A 16503-nucleotide genomic window follows, 5' to 3' on the forward strand; every position below is an offset into this window, starting at 1 on the left:
CAGTTATCAGTTATCAGTTATCAGGAGATGGGGGAGATGAGGGAGATGGGGGAGAGATTTCCCAATAAACGAATGACGAATGACAAATGACGAATGACGAATGACGAATGACGAATGACAAATGACAAATGACAAATGACGAATGACAAATGACGAATCCCTATTTTCCTGCACTCGGACCGCCGCCACGAAATCCGCCATAAGACGACCGATTGGGTAAAAGAATCCAGGTTCCTCCCCGATATTGACCCGATAATCCTGTTCCATGTCGGGGCCAATAGTTGTCCTGTTTATCGGCTCGTAGGACAAGGGCAGAACGCTGGGTATATCCGGCTGTAATTGTCAAGAGGGCAATTATAAGCGCAGCCCCGGCAAAAATTTTAGTTAACATGGGTTAAACTCCTAGGATGAACAGAGTTTTGAGTTCTCTACTCAGACAATGAACGAGTGCTTGATTAGGGGTGTTTATCTTGGGGATAATCCGATAAAGGAGATGGGCTAATGTGGACAACCTCCACGGGAACCAGAGTGCGGTTGCGATCGCGCACCGTCAGTTTGGTCTGATCCACGGGTGCATCTGGTATCACATCCACATGAAACCCGTAGGAACTGCGAGGATCTAAGATGAAAAAACATTGGAGTTGATGCCTCTTGGTATCTTCTGTTCCCAAGATGAAATGCATAGGTAAAGTATTGGCATAGACTTGCTCCCCATAGGAATCATTAATCACCAGACGGGCGTTTAGCTGTCGGGGTGAGGTTTCGTCAGCTTTAACATTGATCTTGACCCGCACGAGTTGATCAGCCCCTCCCACCGTAGCGCGTCCACTGGGATCGCTATCTTGAATTGTTTTCGCGATCGCGGTTTTCCCTGAGACGGGTGTGGCAAGAATGGCGATAATCCCCAAAATTGTCGAACCGATTAAACCTGACCACAAATAGCGGGTATCAACAACCCCATTTTCCACCGTCACCTTAAATTCCACGGGTTGTTGGAGTTCTTGTCCAGAGGTGTTACCATACTCCAACATGGCAATTGCCACGGTTATTTGCTCATTTTTCTTTGCCTGAACGTCGAGTCCTCCCTGCAAATCCGATTCCGACCAACTTCCTGACTCTCCATCCTCGTACCACGTCCCCGACTCACTCCAGGCTTCCTTCATCGCAGAGGCGATCACGTCTCCATTTTGGTCAAGAATTTGAATTTCGTAGATCACCCAGGTATTGCTTGGCAGTAATGCTCTCACATCAATCCGCAACGCACCAATAAGTTGAGGTTCGAGTTGAGTCGATTCCAGTTGCACCGATTCCTCTGGTTCAACGGATACTGTTTCTGATGTCAGCCTTTTATAGAAGAACTGAGACCCCATTAATGCCAGTAGCACTAATCCTGCTGCTCCCAAAGCGATGTAAGACCAGGGATCGATAAAACGACTCGTTTGCTGAGTTTTGGTAGTAACTGGCATTGGCTTGAAGTTCAAATTCAATCTTTTCGGTAACTGAAACACATCGTCTCAGTCCATTGCTGCTTCTGTTTAATCCGAGAAATTAGCTAGTAAGTACCTGGATATAAAGTGTGTTGGGCTGAGTTAAGAATTGTAAAAAACCTCAATTCCTTGTTCCTGTTCCCTGCTCGTGAGTTTCCTGATCTCAACCGTTAACGTTAATGAAAATCCGACTACTTAGTACAATTTTATCGTTAGGACTGATTACCGAACCCGAATCCGGATTCCCGAAGAGCGATTAATCACATTTGAGCCTCGGATGCGGACTCTACCTGACCGAACTCGGCGTCTGGTAGACCGGGGTGTATCAATAATCACAGGATCAACCAGGACAGAATCGGAAATAGTGGAATCGATAATCGTGGGGTTAATTAGTGTAGAATCACGAATGGTTCCCCGAATCGGCTCTTTATATCGATAATCGTCGCGATCGCGATAATTGCGATAGGATGAACCCCCAGAGGAGAAGGCACAAGGTCGCCCTGTGACCGGATTAACTGGCACCGGTGCTGGGATGGGGCTACCATAAATTACCGAAGAACAGCGCGATGATTGAATTGGTCTAGCGTCTACAGCGCTATCCCCCACTATCATCCAAACCACTCCCACAGTTAAAGGCGTGAGCATGATGTTCAGCCAATGGCGTTGCAGGAGAGAAAATTTCAGCATCGTTTCACCTCAAAATATGTTACGTAGCAAGTCAGCGATTTAGTGAAGCGCAAAATTTGATCCCTTATCCGGCGATCCTTTCCTCTTATCAGTGTACCTATTTAAATGAATACGGTTGTCAGTCCCACCCTTGAAGGGAATATCAGGCTGACCCCTTAGTTCCTTAGCGCTTTAATTCCGGCGGATTTTCGTGTACTTTCAAGATACAAGCCTAAAGTCAGCTCCAACTTCACCCAATGGCACTAACTTAGTGTCTCGATAATGATGTCAAGTTTTTGACCAATGACCAATGACCAATGACAAAGAACAGTTCCGCGTCGAATACCAAGCCGGAAAAGCTACCTTTGAGCGGGGTGACTATCGCGCTGCGGTGAAGCATCTCGAAAAAGCCTGCGCCCTGATCAACCGCAATTCTCGCGTCGGGGGAGAGGCGCAAATGTGGCTAGTTACAGCCTATGAAGCCGCCGGACAACAAACGGAAGCGATCGCCCTCGGTCAGCAATTGACGAAGCATCCTGACTTGGAGATTCGCAAACAGTCCACAGGCTTACTTTACATCCTCCAAGCCCCCCAACTCAAGCGACCTGAAGAATGGATGACCAAGATTCCCGATTTAGGTGCTATTTCTGAAAGTGATCCTAGAGATCGCCGGGGTAGTGGGGTGACAAGAAGCAATCCCAGTTGGAAAAAGTCAATTGAACCGGAGGCGATCGATCTGAGTACGGTTAATACCAAAGATAATCAATTTATCTGGGTGGCTCTGGTTGTTATTGCTGCATTAGTGGGTGGACTTATCTGGTGGGGAGTGTGACATCCCTGAAGGGATGACAAGGGACTTGAAGGATAGGTAGGGTGTGGGGTGTAGGGGATAGGGTGTCGGGAAGATAAACGATTCAATCGCCTCCTCTTGCTTTCTTGCTCCCCTCTCCCTTGGTGGGAGAGGGGCTGGGGGTGAGGGGGTTTTGGCTTAAGTTGACACGGATGGATTGCTCCTGGGGGGTTAGATTTGCCCAATTCGCTCACCAAGGACTACCAATCATCGTAAACGCTGACCAAAAATAGGGATGAGATAAGTCTTTATCCCCTATTTCTGCTAACTCTGGGGGTAACGTAATACTCTCCCCACTCCCCAATAATTTCCCCTCTTCTAACCGCACTTCTCCCCGAATCATCGCCAGTTGCGCCTGTCGCAGCGCTTCTGATTTAATCGGTGCTGTCTCTAACTGACGGTAAAATTCAGTCATTAATCCCAATGTCGCTTCATCACTGACATACCAGAGACTTCCCAGCGCCGATTTTACCCCAGCCTGTACCGCTAACCCGGCAAAGCCTAATTCAGCTTCCTCATCCCCCACGGCGGTGCGACAAGCACTCAGAACTAATAATTCTACTGTGGGTTCATACAACTTTAACTCACGCAGTTGATCAAGGCGTAGTTTAGTATCCCATAGCTGAATATAAGAGTTTTCCGGGCGTCCCGATTTAAATTCACCATGAGTGGCTAAGTGGACAATCCCAAAGGGTTGTAGTTGACGTTGGGTTTTTAGGTTCTCCAGGGTAAACTCTTGGTTAAGAAAAGATTCTCCTTGCCATATTTCTTGAGTAATCGCGGCTAATTCAACCGGGACAGCTTTTAAGGGGTTGGCGTCGGTAAATTCGGAGGCTCCCATTGCCAAAACCTCGAAGTCGTTAATATCGCGATAGCGAGTATCGGTTAAGCTGATACTGGGCATTAAACCCGCACTGTATTTTTCAATCAGGAATTGTTCGCCATCGTGGAGAGCTAATAAGGGAATGGAACGCAATCCTCCATCCATGATAAAGCTGAGATTTTGGATGCCTTGGGTTTGTAATTGGTCTTCAATTGGGGCAATTATCCATTGATACAGTTGTTGGGCTGGGGATAAATAACTATCGGTATTACGGGTAATTGGATTAGTAATCGCACGGCGTAATTTCTGGGCTTGTGCTAGAACATTAGCGCGAGTTGCACCGGGAATGGGCATAAAAATAGGTTCCCCGGTTGGTGTGACGACAACTAATTGCAGTTGGTCATTATCTTGGGGAATGGGATTAGTTAAAGAACCGGAGTCTGGAGTGAGTCGGGTGGGGTAAAAGACGGTATAAATCAGGGCGGGTTTTTGACCTGTGGCGGATTCAATATTGCTCAAGGTTATCCGAATTTGCCCTAGTGTGTTAATGGACGGATTAAAAAATCCTAGATATTCCTCAAATTCACGGGTAAATAATTCTTCTAAGGGAAAACCACGACTATTCAGTGTGACGGTTAGGGATGAAGGAGGATCAGCTTGGGGTAATAAGTCTTGGAATTGTTGCAGAAAGTCGAGAGCGGTAATAATTGAAATAGTGCCTTGGGTATAGGGACCCGGAAAGGATTGGAAGGGTAAGATTGAGTTATTAGCGCTGGTTGTTAAGGCTCCCGCCGTACCGTTTATCGTAGCATCACCGACATCAAAAGAAATTCCTCTGGCTCCACCATCGTGGCGAATAGTAATCGTTCCTTCACCCGCACCACCCGCCGTAGAAATGCTGGCAATGATGTTATTTTGGTCGGTAAATGTGCCAGTAGCTTGGAAGAATTGTTCTGTGGTAATGTCAACGGTTCCGCCTATTCCCTCTGTACCCCCTTGGGCGTTAATTAGGGTAACTTGAATCCCATTTTCGGGGTCTAACTTGACAGTTCCGCCATTTCCTGATATTGAACTGGTATCAATTTCTTGGGTAATGATGCGATCGCGTGCTGTAACGGTAACGTCTCCACCCCCTGTTTCTCCCGTCGCGATTAAGTCGCCGCTTTCCACTGCACCTGTTTGACTTTCCAGGCTAATATTACCGCCACTACTCGTGGTACTTGCAGCGTCGAGGGTTCCCGTCAATAGGTTATTCTCCGCCATCAGGGAAATATTACCGCCTGCGCCAATGGTGGAAGAGGAATCTAGAGTGGCTGCGATCGCGTCGATGGTATTTCCGGTTATAGTAATCGTACCGCCATCGGTATCTATGGGAGATTGGAGTGCGATCGCGCCCGCTCGTAGTTGCGCTTTAGCGCCGGTCACGCTCAAATCACCGCCTCTAGTGGAGATAGCGTTATTTAAGCTGAAACCCTCTGCGAAGGTAAGAGAAAGACTTCCTCCCTCGGTGTTGATACTCTCATCTGAGGAGAAAACCAAATTACTCAGAGGATTAATATTTCCCGCGACAATATCCGCACCGCCGATAGAAAGGGTTTCGGGGAGGGTAATTTCTCCCGAAGTATTCAGAGTTAGACTATCGCCACCCTTGTCAGTCGAACCGAATCGTATCGCGTCACTAATTGTGATCTGATTTCCAGCCGAGAGGTCAATTTTGCCACCACTCCCATTAGTGGAACTCGAATCAATTTCACTGGCGTTAATCTCGTCAGCCGCGTCAAGAACTATCGCGCCACTTGTGCCATTTTCCGAGGATGAGTTAAGGGTTCCGGCGCTAGTATCAATACTTCCATTACTGCTGGTAATTGTAATATCCCCCCCAAACCCTTCGCCAAAGCTTACACCTGCAAAGATACCTGCTTCGGCGATAATATCTCCACCTGCTTTAAAGGTAATATTTCCGCCACTCCCTGTACCTGTGTCAGTTGCGGCTAAACCTATGATACTTCCTGTTGCTTCTATCTTGAGAGAAGCTCCGGTGTAATCCCCGAATTCCACATCTCCATTAGCACTAATAATTGGGTCATTGATACTTCTAAACGTTCCAGGTTCTCCAGCTAAATTAAGTATTGAAAAGCCACCCCCACTAGCAAAGTGAGCATCGCCAGAAATAATTCCATCACTGACTAGACTCAGATTTCCCCCACTCACAAACGGGGTGTCTGGATGATTCAGCGCCAGAATATCAATTCCATTATTCCCCTGAATATAAAGATTTCCTCCGGCTTGGGCTAAAAAAGGACTGGTTTGGTTATCCCTTACCAATACCGTATCCTTCGCCAATAGATTTAAATCCCCGGTTGTTACCAAAGAGGGTGCAACACCTTCCCCAACCGGAACTAAGGTTATATCCCCTTCAGCCGATAACGTTGCTGTGTATGCTGTTACCTGATTAACTACAATATCTCCAGCTTCTGCTTCCACATCCACCGCCGTGATTCCCGTCGCTTCAACCACACCGCCATTCGTCAACAATTCAGCTAACATTAACGGTTCAATCGCCAACAAATTCCCCTGATTATCCGTCGGTAATTCAACCTCCAAACTCAGCAGTTGTCCCTCCTGAGTCAACCGTACCCGACTCGTTCCCGGTACTGTCGTTACCGAAATATTACCCTCTGGTGCTGTCAAACTCCCTGTACTCAGCACCCCACCACCAATTAGCGAAAGATTCTGTCCCTCGGATACCTCTAAATCACCCGCATTAATAATCGCTCCGGGCTGCAACGTCTCAAACTTAAATCCATTCGGATTCCCGACTAAAGTGCTGTAACTATTGCTACCAAACGCCTCAAACCATCCCCCCTCAAAACCAATCCCCGTCGCTGTGGTTGCGGTAAAATCACCCGTAACATTCAGCCGAGCATTTTCACCAAAAATAATCCCCGCCGGATTCATTAAAAATAGATTTGATTGTCCCCCTGTTACCTGAATCAACCCATTAATCAGCGACGGTTCACCATTCACCACCCGCCCTAAAATATTCTGAATCTCTGGATTGGACAAAAAGTTAGCAATTTGGTTTGTATCGAGTCCAAACTGCTCAAAACTATGAAACAGATTCACCCCATCTCCGGAAACTGTACCCCCTTGGATATCGTAGCGGTTTCCCTCAGAAGTAACGGTGGTTTCTGTACCATCGGCGGCGGGGGTAATGGGTTGGGAGTAAGCAGGTTTTACAGCAGCAAACGTAACGGTTAATGCTAATCCTGCCAACAGCCGCCCCTGTCCTTGAGTGAAAATATTCATGGGGTATAGCAGATGCATATCTAAGAGTATTTAACCATAAATACTTCGTGGCTGTAAATAGATTGCGCCTTTTCACCGTAGGTTGGGTTTCGACTTCGCAAGGGCCCAACAGTCTAACCCCTTGGTGGTCTTACTTTGAAAACCTCTCTCCTGCAAGGAGAGAGGCTTTGAATTCTCCCCCTTCCGTGAAAAAAAAGCTTCGTCCTTTGCCATCTCCCGTGCAATAAAAGCGAAGCATCCTCTGTCCCACACCAGCCCTCACCCCCAGCCCCTCTCCCAAGCTTGGGAGAGGGGAGCAAGAGGGGAGCAAGAGGGGAGCAAGAGCATCCGATCCCCCTTCTCCCGTGCAACAAAAGCGAAGCATCCTCTGTCCTCCCCCCTCTTGTAGGGGGGAACGAGGGGGGTTGGGAGAAGGGGTTAGGGGATGAGGGGGAAATGTTGAGGAGTAGATAGACAAATCTCTACAGAGTTTTTGCAATTTGCAAGGGAAAGGGGATGGCGTTTCCCGGATTTTGTATTACACCCAGAAACTGTAGGGGCGCAAGGCTTGCGCCCTAAAGCGTGAACATCTGTTGTGTTCATTTGTCTATTGGACAAACCTCAAAAGCTAACTCATGGCGATAAAAACACACATTAAATTCCGCCAAAAAGTTTGTATGTCCCAGGATTACAGGCGCATCTCTTGATTGAGTCCAAGCAAATGCCAATAAGACAGGCGAAAACGGCACAACGATACCCGAGACCACCAAGCCTCGTGCTTCGTGATCAGCTAAATTTCCACTTAACTGAATCGGAACAGTTTGCTCTTCCCAGACTGCCCCTAACTGTACACCAATTTCGTAAGGTAGAACATTGACACTTGCACCCGTATCTACAAGTGCCATTACCTCGACAGTGCAGCTTCCATTGACAAGAGTGATAGGCAAATATGGCATGACACTCGAAAGTCCAAGGCTATTTATGCGCTCAATGAACGGGAATCGTTGACCATTAAGCATTAGTTTCTCTCCGTGCCGCCACCAAAAGATCCGACAAGGCTTGAACACTTGCCTGATCTGCTTGAGGAGACCAGACAACGGCTTCTGTTGATGCCAATTGATTCAAAAGTGCATTAGCTGAATCACTATTGCCTACAGGTTCTAGGCTGCATCCTTCCTCTTTAGCAACGGCAAGAAGCAGAAAGTGGATAAGTCGAAGTTTATCTTGATGAGAGAGTTGACTAACAGTGGGTAAAAGTTCGCTAAGAGACATATTGCTTATCTGAGAGGTTCAATACAGTTCTAGTCTAGTTGAAAGTAACCAAAGAGCGATATTGACATATCTTAGTTTGATATACCGTAGGGTGGGCATTGCCCACCAATCTTAAGCTGAATGTCGCTGACTTAAGCTGGGTTCGTAGTAGGCACGAAGCGTGCCAGAAGTGAAGACAGCACTTACTACAAACTCTAAAGTGCCATTTGTCTTAAGCTGTCACGCATTTAAATTGGGAATGGGTAGCGAGCAAGATGCTCGCACTACAAAGATTTTGCCATTCTTGACATTATGGTTTAAATGCCGAACAGCTTAATTCAATGCCATTCTTATGAGGTTGGAATTTCCCCTTCAAACGTCAGAAATCGCATCGGCTGGCGACACTCCACTCTTGACAGCGATGATACCAGGGAGGTATTCATCCATCATTTTCACATTGGTGTAAACCAACTGTTTGATGGTGTCTGAATCAAGAGAGTGATTTTTGACATTCGTGCTAGTCTTGTAACGAATCTCGCCATCATCGAAATTCAACTCAAAATTGCCGATAATCATGCCATAGTTGGCTCTCGATAGAAACTCTCCTACAGCTCGGCGCTTAGATTTGGGAATTTTAGTCGGGCATAAGCAGTAGAAGATAAACTGCTGCTGTGCTTCTATCGCTTGGGCATAACAGTTGTATTGGTCATTTTTGCCCTTAAACGCTAGGCGTAAGGCTGATTGTTTTTCTAGGTGGACATAGTGCCAATTGTCTTCTGTGAAGAAATTGACGATGGCGGCAAAAATGGGTTGTGTTGAGGGAATGTCTTCAGGTGTCACATTGGGAGTTTTCCTGTTATCGTATCGCCAAAGGATTAATACAAGGGTTGATGGATTGCCAATTTACTTAGTTTACAAGTAATCCTTAAGGCTGCTCATGGTTTTCTTTGAAGTTAACAATTTCTTCCGGGGCTGAATGAATTATTTTTATCACCTCCAAAGCCACATCAACCATTTCTTTAGCGCGAGGATCTGGCATTAATTTTAGCTCAATTAACTCATTGAGTAGTTTAGCAGCTTGAATACCAGATTTTAACAAGGCTTCTTGATATTCTTGTTGTAAGGTTTTAGAGGGAGTGGGGGTTGGGTTTTGGTCGGTTTTATTTTCCATGCTTATTATAATAATAAATCATTTGATTTTGATCATTCATCCTTGAGATAAGAATCACTTAAGACATCTTCTCCATTAAGAATTCTTCTAAATAAATGAGTAATATCTTGAGCTAAGTACATAGAACGTTCTACACTGCACGATCCCATGCTAACGCCATATACAGCCCAATTTCCGTGTCCTAAGCGGTTTTTAGGATCAAAATAATATAAATAATCACCTTGATCATCACCAAAGAAAACCATTCCAGGCAAACCCGTTGACCACACTGGATGTGGATTTAACTCACGTAAGTAGTCAGAATCAAAAAGATTGATAAACGCTTCACCAATTTCGAGTTCTCCGCCATCTGAATAGAGTAGCAATTTTCTATAAAGATCTGGAAAGTTAAGCTGAAGTTTATTTTCTACTGCCACTATTGCTTCTTCAGAAGTCGGTCTAGCAGGAGTCCATCCTTGATTTTCGTAAGGCATTAACAAATTCACTAATACGTTATCATTATTCATTAAACAATTTCTCCATAAATTTAGTCGTTTAACTTAAATTAGATTGATGAGAAAGCATTTTTTATTGCCAACCTAAAACTTGTTGGCAATCTCCAAATATACTTGCACGAGTATTAGTATCAGTTATTTTATCCCATATTCCTTTATAATATTCGTCAATTTGTTTAAGGACATCACTAATAACATTTTCAGGGACTCCTGCTAATCTTAAGTCTTCTATCATAAGTTCACGTTCTTGAAGAAAAGTACGTTGGTCTACTGTTGATCCTCTAGAAACTTGTCGATTAGTAATAATTTGATGTGGACTATCAGCAAAACTGTCACGCAATACAATTGACGGCGGATCATTTGAATTGTAAAGACTACCTAAACGTTCTCTGCCCCAGTCATCTTGTAATGGATGATGAGCTTGGAAAAAGTTATCCGCACCTCTTGTTGGCTTGCCGCGCTTATAGGGAGCAATGGTATATTCTACTATTGTTCTTCCATCATTTACATTAGTCACAACCCAACGATTTTGGGAATCTAGACTAGCCTGTATGGTTTTACCTGTTTTTGTAGTTTTAGTCCAAATTTTTGTTGCTTCATCATATTCAAAACCATGTCTATCTAGTAAGGCTTTATTATCAACGTCAATAGCCTCTACAACTTCATCTTTTACTTTCCTTGTTCTAACATCCTGTAACTGTCGTTCAAGCTTTTGAATTTCATCAGCAACTCCTTCAGGATCAACTTTAGCTCTTTCTTCCAAATCCTTTAACTTGTCTAAAAGATGACGATTTTTAGGATCAGCTAATTCTTCAGCAAATTCTGTAGCAAGTTCACCACAAGTTGAACAACGTACTATTTTACCACTTGCCAGCACTTTCAATGTATGACCATCGGGAGTAATCCGTTTAGCCATTACCCCTTGTAATAACATTTCGATGCCATCATCACCATATTTCGCTATGACATCATCCGCATTTTTAATAAATAGTTCAGCAACTTCTGGATTTTTAATAATGGTTTCTATAATTTCAGGACTATTTTTAATTAATGGTAAAACGTCATCACCGTATTTAACCAATATCTCTATGGCGTCATCACCGTATTTAGTAAATAGTTCTACTGCATCATCACCATATTTAGCAAATATCTGGATTACATCATCACCGTATTTAGTGGCTAGTCTGACAATATCATCTACATACTTCAGACCCTTCCCAAGATACTTACCACCTTTAGCAAAGTAACCTACATAGGGAATAATGGCGAGAGCTGATAACCCAGCATTAACCCAGTCCCCTTCGGCTGCATACCAAATCGTATTGAGAAGATCCGCTACAGCAGATACAATCCATCCGTATACTGGGATTAAATCTGCCACGAGTCCGACAACATCTAAAATACCATGTCCCCAAGCACTAATTGCTGGATAGGTTTCGTTCCACCATTTAACAACCATCTCAGCTTTTTGTTGCAGATACTTAGTAAAGACAGTGCTATATTCTTGGAAGACTTTCCAACAACGAGTTAAACCCGGAAAAGTAGATTCCATCCAACCTTGAAGCTTACCCCATTGTTTCTGTACAAAACCAGCAGCAGGCTGAATAACATTCTCATCAACCTTTCCAGCTACCCAATCAACTTGATTTTTTGACCAATCCGCTACTTGACCTGCTTTTTCCTTAGACCATTCCCATCCAGCTTGAATCCCTTCACCCGCTTGGTTAAGGAGTTTTTCCCCTTCTTGTTTAGGATTCTTGATAAAATCAATCGCGTAAGTTCCGGCGGTATCTACGACATCAACGGCTTTATGTCCATAGTTGTCTACGAATTCAGATGCTTTGTTTCCTTTCTCTTCAATAAAGGTAGACGCACCGCTACTCTTGTCATCTATAAACGTTGCTGCACCATTTCCTTTCTCTTCAACCAAGTTAGACGCGCTACTACTCTTGTCATCTATAAAGGTTGCTGTGTTATTACCCGCCGTTTCGACAAGATTAGCCGCCGTACTATTTTTATCCTCTAACCAGTTGGCAACATCGCTACTCTTCTCATCTATAAATGTGGCGGTTTGGTTTCCTTTGTCTTCAATAAAGTTAGAAACATGAGTGCTTCCCTCATTTATCAAATCTGCCGCACTGTTTCCTTTCTCTTCAACAAAAGTGGCAACACTACTACTCTTTTGCTCCAACCATTGTGAGCTATTATCAACTTCATTCCGTAAACCAGAGACGGCGGAATCTTTAGCTCGTTCCAAGCCAGAGATAGTTGAATTAACTTTTCCAGAAAACCATTCTAAAATGGCACTTCCTTTTTCACGAACACTTGATGCAAACGCCTGACCTTTTTCCTTGACAGATGATAAGAAAGCATTGCCTTTATCCGCCAACCAATTAACCGCAGGCGTTACATTTGCACCGACCCAGGCTTTTGCACCATCAACCTTTTCACCGACCCAGGCTTTCGCACCATCAACCTTTTCACCAACGAACGCCTTAGCGCCATCAACCTTCTCACCAACCCAGGCTTTCGCACTATCAACCTTTTCACCAACAAATGCCTTAGCGCCATCAACCTTCTCACCAACCCAGGCTTTCGCACTATCAACCTTTTCACCAACAAACGCCTTAGCGCCATCAACCTTCTCACCAACCCAGACTTTCGCACCATCAACCTTTTCACCAACAAACGCCTTAGCGCCATCAACCTTCTCACCAACCCACGCCCTTGCACCTGCGGTCTTCTCGTCAACCCAATTCCAAGCCGTTTCCGCTTTACCACCTATCCATTCACGCGCCGAATTCACCTTGTCAGCCACAAACTCTTGGGCTTGACCCGCTTTATCTTGAATAAAGTTCCAGCCTTCCTTGGCTTTACCACTTAAAACCGACCATTTTTCATTAACCCATTGACCAACTGCACCGACTTGTTCTTGTACCCATTGCGTAGCTGTGCCAATCTTTTGAGTCAGAGGATTCCAAACATCCTCCTGCACCCAATTACTAAATTGATTCCATTTTTCGCTAACTACCTTAATTACCGGGTTAGCCTTGAGCATGAAATTAAGCCATGCTTCCTGTGCTTCTTGTTTCAGGCTTTCCCAAGCTTGACCTAATTGTTTAGCCGCATTACTAGGGAAATTGTCAAGATTGTTGACAAACGCTTGGGCTTTACCTTGGTAGCGAGCGCATAATTCTCCAGCTTCACCATCTAAAGAAGATATCGTGTCTTTGGCATCCTTCTCTAATTTTGACCAACCTTGTTCAACTTCACCCGCCGAATCCGTGGCTTGCGCTTGAATCCCTTGTACTTCTTGACTAACTTGATTCTCTAGAGTTTCTTGTTCGGCAATTGTTTCATCTTGCAGACTGGCTTCATCCGTTTGTAATCCTTGGACGGTGTTTTGAGTCTCAGCTTGCAGTTCATCGCCCTTAGTTTTGCTTTCAGAGGTTAACTCGTCTCCCTTGGTTTTGCCGTCAGCAGTTAACTCATCGCCCTTGGTTTTACTCTCAGAGGTTAACTCGTCTCCCTTGGTTTTACTGTCCGAGGTTAATTCATCACCCTTAGTCTTACTCTCAGACGTTAACTCATCGCCCTTAGTTTTGCTTTCAGAGGTTAACTCGTCTCCCTTAGTTTTCCCGTCAGCAGTTAACTCATCCCCCTTAGCTTTACTCTCAGACGTTACCTCATCGCCTTTAGTCTTACTCTCAGCGTTTAACTCATCCCCCTTAGCTTTACTCTCAGAGTTTAATTCATCCCCCTTAGCTTTACTCTCAGCGTTTAACTCATCGCCTTTAGCTTTACTCTCAGAATTTAACTCATCTCCCTTGGTTTTACCGTCAGCAGTTAACTCGTTCCCTTTATTTCTTGCTTCGTTATCAACGTCTGACTTTTTACCCTCAGACTCCGCTTGTAAATCACCCTTCTTACTATTAGCCTCCCCTTCAAGGGAATCTAAAAGCCCTTTTGCCCAATCAAGGGAATCTCCAGCTACATCGCCAATGGCATTACCAACATCCTGAATAACATTTCTTTGAACAACTTGACCGGATTTAACTTGCTGTTCATCAACTGGCTTAACGGATGCATTACCTTCAGCATCTTTTACCACCACAGATTCTTCCGCAGGTGCAACGTCTTCCTTAACGTTTGGTTCTACCGCTTTTTTCTCGACTTCAGAAGGTTTAGTGTCTTTAGCTTTCGGTTCAGGCGTTTCCTTAACCTCTGGTTCAGATGGAGGTTTAGTTTCAGGCGGTGCTTTCTCCTCTGGTTGTACTTGGGGTTTTTCCGGTTCCGCTGGTTCCGGTGCTTCAGTCGTAGGCTCAGGCGTTGCGTCTTGTTTAGGTTCAGCCGGAGCGACATCTGCTGGTTTGTCTTCTACTTGAGGCGTTTGTGTCGCACCCTCTTTAATGTCGGGAGTTGCTGTAACTTGAGGAGTTTCTGTCGCCGGAGGAGTTTCTTTGGCGGGTTTGTTAATTTGCTCAACTTGCGGTTTAGGTAAAGGTTCAGAGGTGGGACTATCTTTACCCGATGGGGGAGTCGCCGCAAATTTTTGTTTAGCTTGTTGTAGGGCTTGTTGTAAAGCCGCTTGAGGTTCCTGACTCGGATCAACAGTTTGAGCAACATTTTGATCAGTATTATCCATCTGATCCTGCTGCTGTTGCCACATAGCCGTTAAAGATGTTCCCTGATTGGCTTGACTTAAATCAGGGGTTTGGATACCTCCAGCACCTGTATTGGCTGTTTTTGTATTAGCTGGAGTTTCAGCCGCTTTTCGGTGGGGTTGGGTTTTCCCTTCAGTATCAGTCTGTGCAGATTCAGCTTCGGGTTGAGGCGCAGTACCTTCTGTCTCTGGTTTAGGTTCTTTTGTGGGTGCTGAGGTAGCTGGAGATTCAGTTGAACTATCTTGTGCTTTGGATTTAGCTTCGGGTTTGGATGCTGGCGCAACTTCGGGTTTATTTGTACCCCCTTGTGCTTCGGGTTGGGTTTCTGTGGAGGGTGCTGGGGTGGCTGGGGATTCAGTTGAATTATCTTGTGCTTTGGATTTAGCTTCAGGTTTGGGTGCTGGCGCAACTTCGGGTTGAGTTTCAGTATCTTGTGCTTCCGATTTCGCCTCTGTCGTGGGTGCGGCTTGAGGAGGTGGCTCGATTTTCCCTTGGGGTTGATTAGACGATTGAGGTTGAGCCGGAGCAGGTTTTTGTACCGCTTGAGTCTCTGTCTCTGTGACTAACGGCTTATCCACCTTAGCTTCTGCAACATCCGGTGAAGTTTCCGTTGGCTGAGATTCTGCACCTGTGGCTGTTTGAGCATTAGGCGGTGGAAGTTCTTTAGCCGGAAGTGGCGGGGAATTCTTATCTACAGATATTTTATACGGATTTTTGTTGGATGTAGCTGGAGACTCTTGCTCCTCAATCGTCTTAGCTTGTAGCGTCGGAGTGAGGTTATCTCCCTGTAACGATAATGGGTTTTTATTCAAACCCCTAGCACCCGCTATATCAGCTTTCGCCTGAATGGTTCCTGTGTGCGTTTCCTCTTCCTTCTCTTTTTGTTCCTGCTCACAGGCGGAACATGAGCGCTGAACCGTTTCTGACTGACTCGATTGCTGAACATTAAACCGATTCAACCCATTGAAGACAGAATAAGTTCTCTGTTCTATTTTGGGGTGATACTGTTCTAACTCATTCTGAAACACATTCCTCTGCACCGGAGGAAACTCTTTGCGCTGAACCGTTTCCTCTTCCTGACTCTCTGTCGCTTCCGCTTCTGAAACCTCTGGCTGTTGAGCGTTATCTTCTAACCCTGCATCAGTGGACTTCTCCTGTACAGGTTGCGGGGGTGGGGTTTGAGGGACATTAACCGGGACATTAAGACCGTTATAGCCGACAAAGGCGGACTGATCCAGTTTCTGTTGTAAAAACGCCCTCTGTTCCTCCGGTGAGCGTCGCACCACAGGTTTCTGGGGTTTCGGAACTTTGAAACGGCGTCGCTGCAACGGATTCAGCTCGGACTTCCGACTCAAAGGTGAGAAATTTGGTTTGCGGATGGGTTCTCGGAAAGACATGACCAGAAGTTACCGCTTCTAAAAACCTAGACAAACCTACCCACAAGTAATTCTGTCTTGGTATAAGTCCACGGTGTAACTTTTGGTCGATGACCGTTAACGCTTGCGCTTGGCTGATACCCGGCGTTGTTGCTCGATATCAGCCTTAACCAACGGCTCCCAGTTAGAGACACAGTAGTAATCGTGTCTACGATTGACTACAGGGCATCGACCAATAAAATTATTAAATTGATATAGAGCACTCCATACGTGCTTTCTCGGATTCACTCCGAGATAGGCGGACACAGAGCGCGGCAATCTCTCACTATACTTCATTCCTCTTCTGGCAATTGCCAGAGCCGCTACCACATCAGATGATAGTCCATACATCCGACTATATTTAACCAATCCAATCAAACTCGTGTAAGCTGGA

The 16503-nt window shown here is 45.2% G+C and carries 11 protein-coding genes and 1 pseudogene; 1 reads left to right on the forward strand and 11 read right to left on the reverse strand.

Features of this window, described 5'->3' with window-relative positions:
* Positions 1 to 160: 160 nt before the first annotated feature.
* From RIC07_RS16220 to RIC07_RS16230, 3 genes are all read right to left on the reverse strand, one after another.
* Positions 161 to 391 carry a hypothetical protein gene (locus RIC07_RS16220; RefSeq protein ID WP_446395439.1) on the reverse strand — a complete coding sequence of 77 codons (231 nt, stop codon included), beginning with the start codon at positions 389 to 391 and terminating at the stop codon, positions 161 to 163.
* Between the two features lie 64 nt (positions 392 to 455).
* The gene (locus RIC07_RS16225; protein ID WP_446395440.1) at positions 456 to 1466 is read right to left on the reverse strand and encodes a hypothetical protein; all 1011 of its coding nucleotides are present in this window, start codon (positions 1464 to 1466) and stop codon (positions 456 to 458) included.
* A 243-nt stretch (positions 1467 to 1709) separates the two neighbouring features.
* Positions 1710 to 2174: a hypothetical protein gene (locus RIC07_RS16230; RefSeq protein WP_446395441.1), complete on the reverse strand. Its 465-nt coding sequence runs from the start codon at positions 2172 to 2174 to the stop codon at positions 1710 to 1712.
* 289 nt (positions 2175 to 2463) lie between these two features.
* Between RIC07_RS16230 and RIC07_RS16235 the strand changes: the two genes are divergently transcribed.
* Positions 2464 to 2985, forward strand: a complete 522-nt coding sequence (locus RIC07_RS16235; RefSeq protein WP_446395442.1) for a hypothetical protein — start codon at positions 2464 to 2466, stop codon at positions 2983 to 2985.
* A 208-nt stretch (positions 2986 to 3193) separates the two neighbouring features.
* Here RIC07_RS16235 and RIC07_RS16240 read toward each other — a convergent pair whose 3' ends face one another.
* The 8 genes and pseudogenes from RIC07_RS16240 to RIC07_RS16275 all read right to left on the reverse strand — a co-directional run.
* On the reverse strand, positions 3194 to 7135 hold the full coding sequence (locus RIC07_RS16240) for a CHAT domain-containing protein (RefSeq protein WP_446395443.1): 3942 nt from the start codon (positions 7133 to 7135) through the stop codon (positions 3194 to 3196).
* Positions 7136 to 7713: 578 nt separating this feature from the next.
* Positions 7714 to 8133: a hypothetical protein gene (locus RIC07_RS16245; RefSeq protein ID WP_446339679.1), complete on the reverse strand. Its 420-nt coding sequence runs from the start codon at positions 8131 to 8133 to the stop codon at positions 7714 to 7716.
* A complete protein-coding gene (locus tag RIC07_RS16250) occupies positions 8126 to 8386 on the reverse strand; it encodes a hypothetical protein (protein ID WP_446339680.1) in 261 nt (86 codons plus the stop codon). Before RIC07_RS16250 ends, RIC07_RS16245 begins: the two co-directional genes overlap by 8 nt.
* A 351-nt stretch (positions 8387 to 8737) precedes the next feature.
* Positions 8738 to 9205, reverse strand: a complete 468-nt coding sequence (locus RIC07_RS16255; protein WP_446395444.1) for a YbjN domain-containing protein — start codon at positions 9203 to 9205, stop codon at positions 8738 to 8740.
* Between the two features lie 85 nt (positions 9206 to 9290).
* The gene (locus RIC07_RS16260; RefSeq protein WP_446395445.1) at positions 9291 to 9536 is read right to left on the reverse strand and encodes a hypothetical protein; all 246 of its coding nucleotides are present in this window, start codon (positions 9534 to 9536) and stop codon (positions 9291 to 9293) included.
* Positions 9537 to 9568: 32 nt separating this feature from the next.
* Complete coding sequence (locus RIC07_RS16265) at positions 9569 to 10042, reverse strand: SMI1/KNR4 family protein (protein ID WP_446395446.1); 474 nt, start codon at positions 10040 to 10042, stop codon at positions 9569 to 9571.
* A gap of 61 nt (positions 10043 to 10103) precedes the next feature.
* Positions 10104 to 16091: a hypothetical protein gene (locus RIC07_RS16270; RefSeq protein ID WP_446395447.1), complete on the reverse strand. Its 5988-nt coding sequence runs from the start codon at positions 16089 to 16091 to the stop codon at positions 10104 to 10106.
* Positions 16092 to 16187: 96 nt separating this feature from the next.
* A pseudogene (locus RIC07_RS16275) lies at positions 16188 to 16503 on the reverse strand (hypothetical protein); the annotation flags it as partial.

The organism is Coleofasciculus sp. E1-EBD-02 (genome assembly GCF_040218245.1).
Lineage (GTDB): Bacteria > Cyanobacteriota > Cyanobacteriia > Cyanobacteriales > Coleofasciculaceae > Coleofasciculus.

Bases quoted from the DNA above. Each gene is read 5' to 3' on its own strand.
- RIC07_RS16260 (WP_446395445.1), bottom strand. From the start codon at position 9,536: ATGGAAAATAAAACCGACCAAAACCCAACCCCCACTCCCTCTAAAACC.
- RIC07_RS16230 (WP_446395441.1), bottom strand. From the start codon at position 2,174: ATGCTGAAATTTTCTCTCCTGCAACGCCATTGGCTGAACATCATGCTC.
- RIC07_RS16245 (WP_446339679.1), bottom strand. From the start codon at position 8,133: ATGCTTAATGGTCAACGATTCCCGTTCATTGAGCGCATAAATAGCCTT.
- RIC07_RS16235 (WP_446395442.1), top strand. From the start codon at position 2,464: ATGACCAATGACAAAGAACAGTTCCGCGTCGAATACCAAGCCGGAAAA.
- RIC07_RS16250 (WP_446339680.1), bottom strand. From the start codon at position 8,386: ATGTCTCTTAGCGAACTTTTACCCACTGTTAGTCAACTCTCTCATCAA.
- RIC07_RS16240 (WP_446395443.1), bottom strand. From the start codon at position 7,135: ATGAATATTTTCACTCAAGGACAGGGGCGGCTGTTGGCAGGATTAGCA.
- RIC07_RS16225 (WP_446395440.1), bottom strand. From the start codon at position 1,466: ATGCCAGTTACTACCAAAACTCAGCAAACGAGTCGTTTTATCGATCCC.
- RIC07_RS16265 (WP_446395446.1), bottom strand. From the start codon at position 10,042: ATGAATAATGATAACGTATTAGTGAATTTGTTAATGCCTTACGAAAAT.
- RIC07_RS16270 (WP_446395447.1), bottom strand. From the start codon at position 16,091: ATGTCTTTCCGAGAACCCATCCGCAAACCAAATTTCTCACCTTTGAGT.
- RIC07_RS16220 (WP_446395439.1), bottom strand. From the start codon at position 391: ATGTTAACTAAAATTTTTGCCGGGGCTGCGCTTATAATTGCCCTCTTG.